Origin of the sequence: Fictibacillus sp. Mic-4 (assembly GCF_049843615.1) — a bacterium.
Classification (GTDB): domain Bacteria; phylum Bacillota; class Bacilli; order Bacillales; family Fictibacillaceae; genus Fictibacillus_A; species Fictibacillus_A gelatini.
This window is the reverse complement of the sequence record NZ_JBBHZM010000001.1, coordinates 400402-414660: the sequence shown is the minus strand read 5'-3', so window position 1 is coordinate 414660 and position 14259 is coordinate 400402. Positions and strand designations below refer to the sequence as shown.

The following is a 14259-nucleotide window of genomic DNA, read 5'->3' as shown; positions in this document are numbered from 1 at the left end:
AACTAACCTGCCTTTAGAGTCTACCTGATAAATGATTAATACCGCCTTTCCTGTCTTCATTTTATCAAATCTATTCCCGCTATTCTACCTGAAGGTCATCCGCTTCGATCGTCATTAACGCTTTTCGGTCGTTCCGATCTTCACGCAGAAGCCTGACGGATTGTTTTCTGACCGCCTTTTCAATCACATTGCGGATATAGCGGCCGTTACTAAACGATTTTTCAGGATTGGCGCATATTTTTTGAAGATGCTGGCGGAGTTTCCATTCGGATTCCTTCGTAAACATGTATTGGCGTTCAGTTATCATTTTTCGGGCGATTTCCATTAATTCATCCACTTTATAATCCGGAAAGGTGATTTTAATGGGAAATCTTGATGGCAAGCCCGGGTTTAAGCGGAGAAATTTGTCCATTTCATTCGAATAGCCCGCAAGTATTAAAATAAAGTCATGTTGCTGATCTTCCATCGCCTTTACAAGCGTATCGATCGCTTCCTTGCCGAAATCTTTTTCACCGCCACGGGCAAGAGAATACGCTTCATCAATAAAAAGAATTCCGCCGATCGCCCTTTTGATCAGGTCACGTGTTTTTTGCGCGGTATGGCCAATATATTCGCCAACCAGATCCGCCCTTTCCGCTTCAATTAGATGCCCTTTTGACAAGACATTCATCTCGTAAAACAAGTGGCCTAACAGCCTTGCTACAGTCGTTTTTCCCGTTCCCGGATTTCCTTTGAACATCATATGAAGCACTTGTTTCTCGACTTTTAAATTTTGTTCTTCTCTGCATTTATTGACATACAGCCATGCATAAATCTCTTTCACTATTTGCTTTAACTCTTCCATGCCAACAAGTGCGCTTAATTCTTTTTCCACTTTCTTTAGAGGCAAATGTTTATCAAGCTTTTCTTCTTTTACAAATAAAGCACTTTCCGTCTTCAACTTTTCCTTTTGCTGGTTCAATACGATATTAATTTGCGTTTTGTTTTTAACTGTCATTGAATCATGCAAGAGAAACACCTCTCTTTATCTATCTGACTTCATTATACGCATGACTCTAAAACTTGTGACAAATGCCTAAGTTCAAGTATCTTTACTAATGTATTCCGCTCGTCTTTATTTATTTCGCAGGAATCAGCAAAAGCCCGTTTCCGAAATAGAGAAAAAAGCTATTCATGCAAATATGAATAGCTTTTAACGGATTTAGTCATATAAATTTCTTCCTTGTCTTTCCTGTTTGCGGTTTAAATGAATGTCTTTTGGTTTTGTCGTTTTTGCCTGGTTCGGCAGTGGCGGGATTTTTCCGATTAAAGTTCCGAGTTCATCGAAAATAGTATGCTTTAATTGTTGATTGTGCCCTTTCATCGCTATAATGCCAAGTTCATTGATTTTTTTGACATATTCAGGGTTTGTTGTAATCGCGGCATTTCTTCCGTGAGAATCCGTTCTAATCGCATCGTAAACATTTTGACGAAGCCGTTCATCTTCATTTTTCGTCAATGCTCTTGTAGGCTCAATACCGACTGCTGTATAGATGCCGCTTACGATAACATGTGCATTTTTTACACCGTCAACCGTCTTTGCAAGAGCGACAATTTGCTTTGCGTTTTCAACCTCATAGCTTTTTTCTTTCGTATTCGGCGTGTGATGTTCAATGGAGCTCACTTTATTCGGCTCATTATCATTTGTCCTTGTTTCACTTCCCGCATTATTTTTCGTGCTGCAGGCCGAAATGGTAAGAAAAATACCTAATACAATGACTGCTTTTCGCATATGGAAACCCTCACTTTCTTATATTAGTTTTTAACATCAAAATGGAATTATTCATTTTTGTAAAAAAAGCGTTATAATGGGTTAAAAGGACACGTGGAGGGACGTATGAATCAGCTTATTAATACACTCCCCATATACGCACGCGATTATTTAGAGCAATTGATTCGAAAAGGAAGACAAGAAAGTACGGTCAAACGCTATTTTTACGATTTAAACGATTTTTTTGCATGGATGAAAGTGAAAAAAAATGCAGATACATACGACATGTTTCAATCATTGACAATTGAAGATTACCTTTCTTATTTCCACTTTTTATCAGAACAACGAAAATATTCTCCAAAAACATTAAAAAGAATTATGACCGTTTTGAAACAGTTCATTCGTTTTGAAATGATGAAAGGAAATCTTTCTTCAAATCCTGTTGATCAACTACATCTAGAATTTGATGATGAGGCACCGTTTTGTGAAACGGATTTTATGACAGAAGAAGAGGCCGAAAAGTTAGTACAAACACTCGCCTCATTGGACGATTTAACCGAAAATCAGCTGAAATACCGTTATCTTCTCATTGACCGGAATAAGGCAATTTTTACTTTGCTATACCATTATGGCTTAACATTGCAAGAACTTGTATCGATAACGATGAAACAAGTCGCTCTGACTTCTGGACGAATAAACGTTCATTCTGAGACGAGCGTGTCCCGTCCGATTTATTTAAACCGAAGTGATCAAACATTGCTTTTTTCGTATTATGAGACCATTCCAGAGTCGGTTCGGCCGAGACTGTATACGAACGATCCATTATTTGTGGCATTCGATTTTCAAAGGGGGACATTTCGTTGGGATTATAAGTTGGAATCTCCGAAGCCATTAACCGAAATAGCAGTGCAAAAAATGATCCGCCTTGAAGTTGCCCGCGCGAATTTACGGAAAGGGATCAGTGCTCAACATATGAGACGAACTTGCATTCTTCGACTGCTTAAGCAGGAGGAAAATGTGGAAAAAGTGCAAAAGCAATTTGGCTTTAAAACGCCATTAAGCCTGAACCGTTATATTAACTATCTTGAAAAAAATATAAGAAACCCGGAGTAATCATTGATTACTCCGGGTTTCTTCAGTCTGGCGTATGCAGGTTACGCATTCTCATTGGTTTTCAGCAGGTAATTCGACAGGGCGGTGTGGTGTAAATGTTGAGATCGCATGCTTATATATTAAATGTTGCTTTCCTTCAGACTCAAGGATAACCGTAAAATTATCGAACCCTTTTACCAAGCCTTTTAATTGAAATCCATTTAATAAATATACCGTTACATAAATATTTTCCCGACGGAGTTGATTCAAATATTGATCCTGGATATTGATTGGTTGCTTCATATAAACGTCCTCCTCTTTAGGCATTCCCCTTATTCATTCTACAATAGATTCAATTTCCCTTCTATGTAATGACGGATTTCCTTAAATTTTTCGTAAAATTTCAAGTCCGTCATATCAAACCATTTTACATCCATTTGATTTTTAAACCACGTGAATTGTCGTTTGGCATAGCGCCGGGAGTTTCTTTTTAAAAGTTCGATCGCTGTCTCGAGCGTAACCTCTCCTTTTAAATAGGAATAAATCTCCTTATAGCCAATAGCTTGCACAGACTGGCAATTTTGGACGCCTCTATCATAAAGGCGTTTTGCTTCATCCACTAAACCGAGCCGGATCATTTCATCCACCCGTTTATTGATTCTTTCATATAACAGCTCTCGTTCCATCGTTAAACCGATGATGCAATCGTCATATACATGTTCCGTTTCTTGGGCATTTAACTTTTCGGTCATCGTATTTCCGGTCACATGATGAATTTCGAGTGCACGAATGACCCGTCTTATATTATTTGGATGGATTCGTTTACCGCTCTCAGGATCAATGTTTTTCAGCCGCTCATGCAATTTATCAGCGCCATGCTCTTTAGCATAAGCTTCAAGCTCGGCACGATAGTTTTCATCATATCCAGCTGATGAAAATTCATAGTGATGGGTCACTGAGCGGATGTACAGCCCCGTGCCCCCTACAATAATCGGAACCTTTCCCCTTTTGTTAATTTCGTTGATAAGCTTTCGCGAACGTTCCTGAAATTCCGCCACGGAAAAAGGTTCTGTCGGATCTTTTATATCAATTAAATAATGAGGGATGCCTTGCATTTCTTCATGGGTAATTTTCGCAGTGCCAATATCCATCCCGCGATAAATTTGCATTGAATCACCGCTTATAATTTCACCATTTAACGCTTTTGCAAGTTCAACGCTCATCTTCGTTTTCCCGACGGCAGTTGGACCAACAATTACGACAAGTTTTTCTTTCATCGTTACTCCCTTGCATTTTCTTTTTAATTTATGAAAATATGTCGCCCATTCGACGGTTTCGGGATCTAGTCTTCGGACGTCGAGTTAGCTTTAGCCATTTTTTATTGCACCCGCTTGAACATTTTTTCCAGTTCATAAGTAGAAAAATGAATGATGATCGGCCTTCCATGCGGGCAAGTAAACGGATCGGATGTGTTTCTAAGATCTTCGAGCAATTGAAATATCTCATCATTTCGCAAATGGCGATTGGCTTTAATCGATCCTTTGCATGACATCATAATGGCCGCTTTTTCCCTCAATTTTTTTATATCCGCCCTTTTATCATCAATCACTTGCTGAATAATTTCCTCCATCGTTTCTTTTTCAAATCCTTTCGGAAACCATTGAGGATGTTCTCTTACAATAAACGTATTTTGGCCAAACGGTTCAAGAAACACGCCAACTTCCTGAAGCATTTCAATATGGTCGTTTATAATCATACATTCTTTGTTCGTAAATTGAAAAGTGTAAGGAACCATTAATGTTTGTAATTCAGATGCGACCTTGCCAACTTTTTCTTTAAAAAATTCGTATTTCATGCGTTCCTGGGCAGCATGTTGATCAATTAAATAGAGGCCATGCTCATTTTGTGCGCATATATACGTTCCGTGCATTTGTCCGATTGGATACATCGGCGGAATTTTCGGCTGTTTATTTTCCAGCTCATTTTCATCCGGCCATTCGTTATTTACGATAATTTCTTCTTCTCTCATCTCTTCCGCTGGTGTTTCAATTACTTTTTCTTCCCATTTTGGCGGTGAAGGCGGATAGGCAACTTTGCTCTTAGTCTCCGCCCGGGCTTCTTTATTTTCAGTTGGACGAAACTCTTGTTCTTTAGCCGGACCAAGATTGTGTTCGAAATGGAAGGACGGCTGTTCCGAAAAAGCGGTTTTCTTTTTCGGCTTTAGCGGCTCTGGAATTAATGTTTGCTTTCGAATCGTGTTTCTGATGGCGTCTTGAACTAACTGGCAAAGTTCGGGCTCCTTGCTTAATCTCGCTTCTAGCTTTGAAGGATGAACATTTATGTCAATAATGGTTGGATCCATCGTGATTGATAAAATAACAACAGGAAATCTACCAATTGGCAGAAACGTATGATACGCATTTAAAACGGCTTTTTGCACCACATAATTTTTAATATATCTTCCATTCATAAACAACGAAATATAATTTCTTGACGCTCTGTTCAATTCTGGCTTTCCAATAAATCCGCGAATTTCATAATCAAGCGATTGTGCTTGAAACGGTATCATATTTTTCGCGATTCCCATTCCATACACGGCGGCAATCACGTGAAGCAGCTGACCGTTCCCGCTTGTTGAAAGCATCTCTTTATCATTATGTTTCAATCGAAACGAAATGTCGGGATTCGCAAGTGCCAGGCGGTTGACGGCGTCAGTAATGTTGCCAAGTTCAGTGTTTACCGTTTTCATATGCTTTAAACGTGCCGGAGTATTATAAAACAAGTTGCTGACGGTAATGTCTGTTCCTTTTCGAGCTTTTGCCTGAGAAATCGAGTCAATTTCACCGTTTATTATTTTTACGGCGCATCCTGGTCCATCCCCTGTGCATGTTTTCATTTCTACATGAGAAACGGAAGCGATACTCGGAAGAGCTTCCCCTCTAAATCCCATCGTCCGAATCTGGAATAAATCATGTTCATTTTTTATTTTACTCGTTGCATGACGGCTAAAGGCAAGCCTGACATCATCGGCTTCGATACCGTCTCCGTTATCAATAACGCGAATAGATGAAAGCCCGCCTTCTACAAGTTCAATTTCAATTCTTGTTGAATTCGCATCAATTGAATTTTCGACAAGCTCTTTAACCACCGATGCCGGCCGTTCAACGACTTCACCTGCCGCGATTTTGTTAGAAAGGAGATCATCCAACTGGACAATTTTTCCCACTTGACCACTTCCTATTTTACTTTCTTTTGCAATTCATATAATGCATTTAATGCAGCAAGAGGAGTCATTTCAAGGATATTCATATTTTTTAAAAGAGAAATGACTTCGGAATCTCTTTTTCTCCTTTTTGGAACTTCCTCTTCTTCAAATAAGGAAAGTTGAGCCGGCTCTTCCTTCTTTGTTTCAGCTGCTGATTGGGTGATAGAACCCGCTTCTAACTCATTTAAGATGCTTTTCGCCCGTTCAATAACCGTATCCGGCATATCCGCAAGCTGTGCGACATGAATCCCGAAGCTTTTATCAGCCTGTCCATCGATCACTTTATGAAGAAATACGAGTTTCCCGTCCTCTTCAACCGCAGAGACAAATACATTTTTCAACGTTTTTAACTCTTTTTCCAGCACCGTCAATTCGTGATAATGTGTGGAGAATAATGTTTTTGCTCCAATATGATCATGAATGTATTCAATGATGGATTGGGCAAGTGCCATCCCATCATAGGTAGATGTACCCCTGCCTATTTCATCAAGCAATATTAAACTATTTTCGGTCGCTTTGTTCAAGGCATAGTTCGTCTCAAGCATTTCAACCATAAACGTGCTCTGACCGCCAACAAGATCATCAGCGGCACCGATTCTCGTAAAAATTTGATCAAAGAGCGGCAATTCCGCTTCATCTGCAGGGACAAAGCAACCGATTTGCATCATAACCGCCGTTAAAGCTAATTGCCTCATATACGTACTTTTACCTGCCATGTTCGGCCCGGTAATTAGAAGCATGTTTCTTTTTTCATTCATGAAAATATCGTTGGCTACATATTCCTGTGCATTCATTACTTTCTCGACAACAGGATGGCGGCCGCCTTTAATGCGAATCGTCTTATTTTTTGAGATGACTGGTTTTGTGTAATGCTGTTCCTCACTGATCGTCGCAAAGCTTTGAAGCACGTCAAGCTCGCTAAGCTGTTTTGCAAGCAATTGCAAACTTGCAATATAGCTTTTTACTTGTTCGCGAACAGAAAGGAAAAGTTCATATTCAAGATCAACAATTTTTTCTTCAGCTTCCACGATAAGTTTTTCTTTTTCCTTCAATTCCGGTGTAACGAACCGTTCGGCATTTGCCAATGTTTGCTTCCTTTCATAACGGCCTTCCGGAACAGATGATAGATTCGCTTTCGTCACTTCAATAAAGTAGCCGAAAATTTTATTATAACCGACTTTCAGAGAGCGAATTCCCGTTTCATTTCGTTCTCTTTGTTCCAGTTTTGCAATCCACGTCTTTCCATTTATTGAAGCATCCCGATACTGGTCAAGTTCCTTATGATAGCCATCTTTAATAATCCCTCCATCTTTAATCGAAAGTGGCGGGTCATCATGAATCGCCTTTTCAAGAAACTCGCACAGCTCCTCGTGTGGATCCATTTCTTCCGCTAGCCTTTTTGAGTACGGATCATTTAATTGAGCGACGAGAGAACGGATAGCCGGTACGCTCTGGAGAGATAATTTAAGTTGAATCAAGTCTCTTGCCGTTACGTTGCCGAATGAAACTTTGCCGGAAAGCCGTTCCATATCGTAAACGTTTTTTAACTGTTCCCTTAATTCCTGGCGAATAAACAGTTCGTTCAGTAATTCTTCCACTACATTTAATCGTCTCTCAATCAATTCAGGGACGAGAAGCGGTTGTTCAATCCATTGTTTCAACCGGCGTCCGCCCATCGCGGTTACCGTTTTATCAAGCAGCCACAATAACGAGCCTTTCTTTCCTTTTGAACGGATGGTTTCAACTAATTCAAGATTCCGTTTTGAAAAACCATCAAGTTTCATATACTCTTCCATTTGTTGGACGACAACGGGTTGAAGATGGTCCAGTGACCGTTTTTGTGTGTGAATGAAATAATGGAACAGTCGTCCGCACGCTTTTAGTAACAACGGATCGCCAACTTCTTGTACAAGCTTAGCAAAAGGATCCGGAATGGTTGCTTCTTCTATCTGAGAAGAGATAATGCCATACTGCTGTTTTAACGCGGGACCCATCTCGTCAAATAACGGTTTAGACAACAGTACTTCCTTTGCATGATGCGTATATAATTCCTGCATCAATTGGGACGTGTCGCCGCTTAATATGTACCCTTTCATTTCACCGGTTGATAAATCGCATAAAAGAATCGCAAATTTGTTATCTCTAGCATCCGCTGCTGCAATATAATTATTTTCGGTTTCGTTTAACAGACTATTTTCCATAACTGTTCCCGGGGTGATAATTTGAACGACTTCTCGTTTCACAACCCCTTTTGTCGCTTTTGGATCTTCCGTCTGTTCGCAAATGGCTACTTTATGCCCTTCTTCGACGAGACGCTTTATATAATTTGCGGCTGAATGATGAGGAACTCCGCACATCGGAATTCTCCCGCCATCTCCGCCGTCCCTGCTTGTTAACGTAATTTCAAGTATTTGTGAAGCTTTAATGGCATCCTCAAAAAACATTTCATAAAAATCGCCTAAGCGAAAAAATAAAAAGGCATCTTGATGGGCTGCCTTCACTGATAAATATTGTTGAATCATTGGTGTGTATTGTGCCATGTTTCCACCTAACCTCTTTATTCTACTTCAATTATTCATTATAACACAGCCATTTTTAACTTAAAGAAAAAACAAGGAAGAAAAGGTTTCTTCCTTGTTGATTATTCTTCCAGTTCTCCAATTAGGAAGTTAGGATCTAAATCTTCAAAATCCTCATCTTCCACTTCATACTCCCAATCTTTTTCCTCTTCCGCTTCAACACAACCTTCTGGATTCACATAAACGCATACTTTCGTTTCACCAATAATTTCACAAATAAATTCACGTTCGACCTGTACAATAATTTTATTCCCGTTTGGCGAAATGGTCGCCTCTAATGTATTCGGTTGTTGAATGGCACGGGCAACTACCTCATAATCTTCCCCGACTGCATTTTCATCTTTTACAGAAAGTACAACGACATCTTTATATTTTACAGTGTCCGTTACAACTTCTGTTTTCGTATTGTTATGGTGAGAATACCATACGTTAATGTCATACTGTCCTTCCACTTCGACCGTATCATCGATTTTTTTCGCCTTATACTGATGATTAATAATCCAGCAACCTAATATGCTGGTAGGTTTGTGAGGCGGTGCAATCGTATGTGTCGCTTGAGAGAATTTTCGCCCTTTTCCACAAACAGCCTTACAAATAATCTCTCTGTAATTAAGACCATGATCTATGTTTGACATAGACTTAATCCCTCCTCTTCCAATCTTCATTTCATCCTATGCAGGGCAAATAATGATTGTGCCTAAAAAAGTGCATTTCATAAACTCATTACTACAGTTTATGTAATTGGATAAAATGGTGACCAATTTTTATAGAGGGATTACTATTTTTTTATTCAATATGTAAAAAAAGACGCATAAAGCGCCTTTTTAGCGTTCACAGCCATCGGTAGGACAGCTGCCGGGAAAAGTAGCCGATCCGGTCGTTCCTGCGAGGACATCCCCGCCAGTAGAAACAATAATTTCCTCTGTTACCGTATTTGTGATCGTATGAGAAACCATTTGCAAAATGTCGTTCACTTCAAGCTGGGATTGCTTAAATTCCTGGACAATCGGAATATCGTCAAGTTCCTTCATTAATTGATCAATTTTCGCTTCTGTTTCTTTTAACGCCTCATGTTTGCCATAATGCCTTAGATTAACGGCTTCTTTTTGCAAGTTTTTAATTTTGCCCATCAATGCGGCTACTTTTTTGTTTTCATTAATTTGCTCTTCCGCCCGTTTGAAAAAGGCAACCTCTTCTGTATTGGCAATCATCTTTGCAAGTTCTTCCGTTTTATCTAAAATCTCTTTTCTCGTATACGTCATCCGCCAATCACTCCTAGAGTTTCTTCAACCAATTCTCCATTTAACGTCCACGTTTTCGGATCTGTTATCTTCACTTTTACGATTTTTCCAATTAACGATTTTGGCCCTTTAAAGTTAACAAGTTTATTACCCGTCGTATGGCCGGAGAGAACATCAGGATTTTTTTTACTTTCGCCTTCAACAAGTACTTCAACGACTTTATCTTTGTAAGCAAGATTTTTTCGCAGTGAAATTTCATTTAATACATTGTTTAAGCGAGCAAGGCGATCCCGTTTTACTTCAAGCGGTACATTATCGTTCATTTTTGCCGCAGGTGTCCCTTCTCTAGGTGAATAGATAAACGTATAGGCAGAGTCGTATTCTACTTCTTTCACTAATGATAACGTATCCTGGAATTGCTCTTCTGTTTCATTTGGATAGCCAACGATAATATCCGTCGTTAAGACGACATTCGGAATCGCTTTTTTAATTTTACGGACGAGCTCAAGATAGTGCTCACGCGTGTATTTGCGAGCCATTATTTTCAAAATATCATTATTTCCGGACTGAACAGGCAAATGAATATGTTCGACAAGGTTTCCGCCTTTTGCGAGCACTTCGATCAGGCGATCATCAAAATCACGTGGATGGCTCGTTGTAAAACGGATTCTCGGAATATCGATTTTGCGGATTTCATCCATTAAGTCGCCAAGACCATACTCGATATCTTCCAAATCTTTGCCATATGCATTGACGTTTTGTCCGAGCAGGGTAATTTCTTGATAGCCCTGGGCTGCAAGATGGCGAACTTCCTGAATAATATCCTCCGGTCGGCGGCTTCGCTCTTTACCGCGCGTATATGGGACGATGCAATACGTACAAAACTTATCACAGCCGTACATAATGTTCACCCAGGCTTGAATATTTCCTTTTCGGACACGAGGAAGGTTCTCAACAATGTCTCCTTCCTTCGACCAGACTTCAACAACCATCTCTTTGGCGAGCATTGCTTCTTTAATGATTTGCGGCAGGCGATGGATGTTGTGTGTGCCGAAAATCATATCGACATGTTGATGTTTTTGTAAAATTTTATTAACGACCGATTCTTCTTGCGACATGCAGCCACACACGCCGAGAAGAATATCTGGCTTTTCAAGCTTTAACGGTTTCAAATGGCCAAGCTCGCCAAACACTTTATTTTCCGCATTTTCTCGAATAGCGCACGTATTTAAAAGGATGACGTCGGCACATTTAACATCGGTTGTCGGTTCATAGCCCATTTCGGTTAAAATACCCGCCATAACTTCCGTATCATGTTCATTCATTTGGCAGCCATATGTGCGAATATAAAACTTTTTCCCAGCACCGATTGATTTCATATCTTCGGGAATGGAGAAGTCCTTTAAAAACTTCACTTCTTCTTTTCCGCGTTTTTTGGCATCTTTTAAAGATGGAGGCTGGTATGTCGTTTGAAAATATTGTGAGTAATCTTTCGTTTCATTTTTATTTATAACAGGAGTTGTTTTATCACTCATTGTCATACCTCCTTGCAAGTAACCTATTGTCAACTTTACTATTATAGCAGAAAATAGCTTGAAATAAAACAACCCTCCAGGACGGAGGGTTGTTTTACATAAATTCAGCAACGAGTTCGTTAAATTGCTCTTCCGAAATGGACAGATCGGCTGTCGCGAGTGCTTCTTTGCTGTAACCGTGTAGGAGATCTTGATAAGAAGGCTTCTCTTTATCTTGATAAATGATCCCTTTGACAAGCCCATTATGTTCCATTAAGGTTTGCATCGCCATCATCCGGTTGGAAGAATCATAGCCTTCTATCGTGCTAAGGCTCGTCAAATGCTCTTTAAACCAATCATACGTATTTACTTTGTTGTATGTGACGCATGGCGAGAACACATTGATTAAAGAAAATCCTTTATGTTTAATTCCTTCCTCAATTATGGAAGTCAGTTCTTTTAAATCGGTCGAAAAGCTCTGGGCAACGAATGTAGCCCCGGCTGTTAATGCCAGTTCCATTACACCGATCGCTGGCTCGACGGAACCTTGCGGCGTGCTTTTCGTTTTAAAGCCAACTTCAGAACGAGGAGAGGTTTGCCCTTTTGTTAATCCATAAATCTGATTGTCCATGACAATATACGTAATATCGATATTTCGGCGAATCGCATGAACAGTATGGCCCATTCCGATTGCAAACCCGTCACCGTCACCGCCTGAAGCGATTACTGTCAAATCGCGGTTTGCCATTTTTACCCCCTGGGCGATCGGGAGCGCACGTCCATGAATTCCGTGAAGGCCATATGATTTAATATACCCGGAAATACGGCCTGAGCATCCAATTCCGGATATGACCGCTAAATTATCAGGTTCCAGACCGACATTTGCCGCCGCACGCTGGATGGCTGCTTGCACAGAGAAATCCCCACAACCAGGACACCAGTTAGGTTTCACATTATTACGGAAGTCTTTAAACGTTGCCAATTAGACCAGCTCCTTGCATTTGTTGAATACTTCTTGAGGCAAGAACGGGTTGCCGTCATACTTTGTAATGCTTGCCATTTTTTCATGCGAATTTAAATTCATTTTTAAAATGCTGGCAAGCTGACCTGTTGCGTTGTTTTCAATCACGATGACTTTTTTCGCGCGATCGACAAGCGGTTTCATTTCATCTACCGGGAACGGGTGGATTAAACGAATATGGGCATGATTGACTTTTAAGCCTTCCGCTTCTAAGCGAGGGATCACTTCTTCAATGACGCCCCTTGTCGAGTTGAATCCAACTAACAGGACATCCGCTTCTTCATGTGGAGCGTTTTTATAAACAGGCGTATTGAATTTGAGATTCGCCAATTTACGAAGCCGCTTGTCCATTTGCGCCTGGCGGTTTGCAGCTACTTCAGACGGTTTTCCTGTCTCATCATGTTCAACACCCGTTACATGGTGGACGCCATTTTTCATTCCTGGAATCACACGAGGGGAAATGCCGCTCTCTGTTACTTCATACCGCTTAAAATAATTCCCTTCAAGGTCCGGGAGCTCTCGATTAATATCTAACGTCCCGCGGCGAATTTCAATTTTGCTATAATCAAACGGCTCAACGGTTTGTTTGCCTAAAGACAGCTGTAAATCTGATAAAAGAATAACCGGGCACTGGTATTCTTCGGCAATGTTTAATGCTTCAATGGCATCGTAAAAGGCTTCTTCGGCCGTACTTGGAGCCATAACAACTTTCGGGATTTCCCCATGTGTACCATAAATCATTTGCATCAAGTCGGATTGTTCCTGTTTTGTTGGAAGCCCCGTACTTGGACCTCCACGCTGTGTATCGACAACGACGAGCGGCGTTTCCGTCATGCCGGAAAGCCCGATCGATTCCATCATTAAAGAAAGGCCAGGACCTGCGGAAGATGTAATCGTGCGCACACCTGCATAGTTAGCGCCAATCGCCATCGTGCACGCCGCAATCTCATCTTCTGTTTGAATAACAGTCCCCCCGAATTTCGGCAGTTTTTTGATTAAATATTCCATAATTTCAGAAGCCGGGGTAATCGGGTAAGCAGCCATAAAACGAACACCGCCCGCGATAAATCCGAGAGATATCGCATCATTTCCGATCATAAACATGCGCTTTTTCCCATCCGCCTTGTTTAGCTTAAATCCTTCGATCGGACCTCCTGCGATTTCGTTAAAATATTCGGCGCCTTTTCGAATCGCTTCCATATTCTTTTCCACAACTTTTGCGCCTTTTCTTGAAAAGATCTCTTCAACTACTTCAGCATATCCTTCAGCAGGCAGACCTAAAACGGCGCTCGTTGCACCAATCGCAACCATGTTTTTCATTAAAGACGTTCCAAGTTCATTGGCGATTTCAGTAAAAGGAACGGCAAATAGTCTTACGTTTGCATCATCCGGAACGGTTGGATTGAATTTCGCATCCCCGATAACGATCCCGCCATCCCGCAATTCATGGACGTTCACATCAATCGTTTCCTGGTCAAATGCAACTAAAATGTCTAAATCATCAGAAATCGAACGCATCTCTTTCGTGCTTACACGAATTTTATTGTTCGTATGTCCCCCTTTAATACGCGAAGAAAAGTGACGATAACTATACAGGTAATAGCCTAACCGGTTTAATACGCTTGCAAAGATTTCTCCGGTGCTATCAATACCTTCACCCTGTTGTCCGCCAACTTTCCATGAAAGTTGATCAATCATGTCTCCACCCCTTTGATTCATTCAAACATTCGTTCATTTAAAAATTCCATATCATATTGTAAAAATCCTATTAAGAAAGGAAAAAAATACGTCTAAACG

12 protein-coding genes are annotated in these 14259 nt (G+C 40.5%); 1 reads left to right on the top strand and 11 read right to left on the bottom strand.

What is annotated here, in order from left to right; all coding sequences use genetic code 11:
* Positions 1-79: 79 nt before the first annotated feature.
* Both spoVK and WD019_RS02090 read right to left on the bottom strand, forming a co-directional pair.
* Positions 80-997 carry a stage V sporulation protein K gene (gene spoVK, locus WD019_RS02095; RefSeq protein ID WP_035349815.1) on the bottom strand — a complete coding sequence of 306 codons (918 nt, stop codon included), beginning with the start codon at positions 995-997 and terminating at the stop codon, positions 80-82.
* 204 nt (positions 998-1201) lie between these two features.
* On the bottom strand, positions 1202-1771 hold the full coding sequence (locus tag WD019_RS02090) for a YhcN/YlaJ family sporulation lipoprotein (RefSeq protein WP_425710480.1): 570 nt from the start codon (positions 1769-1771) through the stop codon (positions 1202-1204).
* 105 nt (positions 1772-1876) lie between these two features.
* Between WD019_RS02090 and WD019_RS02085 the strand changes: the two genes are divergently transcribed.
* Positions 1877-2863, top strand: a complete 987-nt coding sequence (locus tag WD019_RS02085; RefSeq protein ID WP_425710479.1) for a tyrosine-type recombinase/integrase — start codon at positions 1877-1879, stop codon at positions 2861-2863.
* A gap of 51 nt (positions 2864-2914) precedes the next feature.
* Here the strand turns inward: WD019_RS02085 and hfq are convergent, their stop codons facing one another.
* From hfq to WD019_RS02040, 9 genes are all read right to left on the bottom strand, one after another.
* The gene (gene hfq, locus WD019_RS02080; protein WP_026675796.1) at positions 2915-3145 is read right to left on the bottom strand and encodes an RNA chaperone Hfq; all 231 of its coding nucleotides are present in this window, start codon (positions 3143-3145) and stop codon (positions 2915-2917) included.
* A gap of 38 nt (positions 3146-3183) precedes the next feature.
* Positions 3184-4119, bottom strand: coding sequence for a tRNA (adenosine(37)-N6)-dimethylallyltransferase MiaA (gene miaA, locus WD019_RS02075; protein WP_026675797.1), 936 nt, complete (start codon positions 4117-4119; stop codon positions 3184-3186).
* A gap of 101 nt (positions 4120-4220) precedes the next feature.
* The gene (gene mutL, locus WD019_RS02070) at positions 4221-6068 is read right to left on the bottom strand and encodes a DNA mismatch repair endonuclease MutL (RefSeq protein ID WP_425710478.1); all 1848 of its coding nucleotides are present in this window, start codon (positions 6066-6068) and stop codon (positions 4221-4223) included.
* Positions 6069-6079: 11 nt separating this feature from the next.
* Positions 6080-8647 carry a DNA mismatch repair protein MutS gene (gene mutS / locus WD019_RS02065; RefSeq protein WP_026675799.1) on the bottom strand — a complete coding sequence of 856 codons (2568 nt, stop codon included), beginning with the start codon at positions 8645-8647 and terminating at the stop codon, positions 6080-6082.
* A gap of 101 nt (positions 8648-8748) precedes the next feature.
* Positions 8749-9321 (bottom strand): outer spore coat protein CotE, encoded by a 573-nt coding sequence (locus tag WD019_RS02060; protein WP_026675800.1) that lies wholly within the window; start codon positions 9319-9321, stop codon positions 8749-8751.
* Positions 9322-9510: 189 nt separating this feature from the next.
* On the bottom strand, positions 9511-9948 hold the full coding sequence (locus tag WD019_RS02055; RefSeq protein ID WP_051291162.1) for a RicAFT regulatory complex protein RicA family protein: 438 nt from the start codon (positions 9946-9948) through the stop codon (positions 9511-9513).
* Positions 9945-11468, bottom strand: a complete 1524-nt coding sequence (gene miaB, locus WD019_RS02050) for a tRNA (N6-isopentenyl adenosine(37)-C2)-methylthiotransferase MiaB (protein ID WP_035349707.1) — start codon at positions 11466-11468, stop codon at positions 9945-9947. The genes WD019_RS02055 and miaB overlap by 4 nt, the downstream gene beginning before the upstream one ends.
* A gap of 88 nt (positions 11469-11556) precedes the next feature.
* A complete protein-coding gene (locus tag WD019_RS02045) occupies positions 11557-12423 on the bottom strand; it encodes a 2-oxoacid:ferredoxin oxidoreductase subunit beta (RefSeq protein ID WP_425710477.1) in 867 nt (288 codons plus the stop codon).
* A complete protein-coding gene (locus WD019_RS02040) occupies positions 12424-14160 on the bottom strand; it encodes a 2-oxoacid:acceptor oxidoreductase subunit alpha (protein WP_026675803.1) in 1737 nt (578 codons plus the stop codon).
* Positions 14161-14259: the final 99 nt, after the last annotated feature.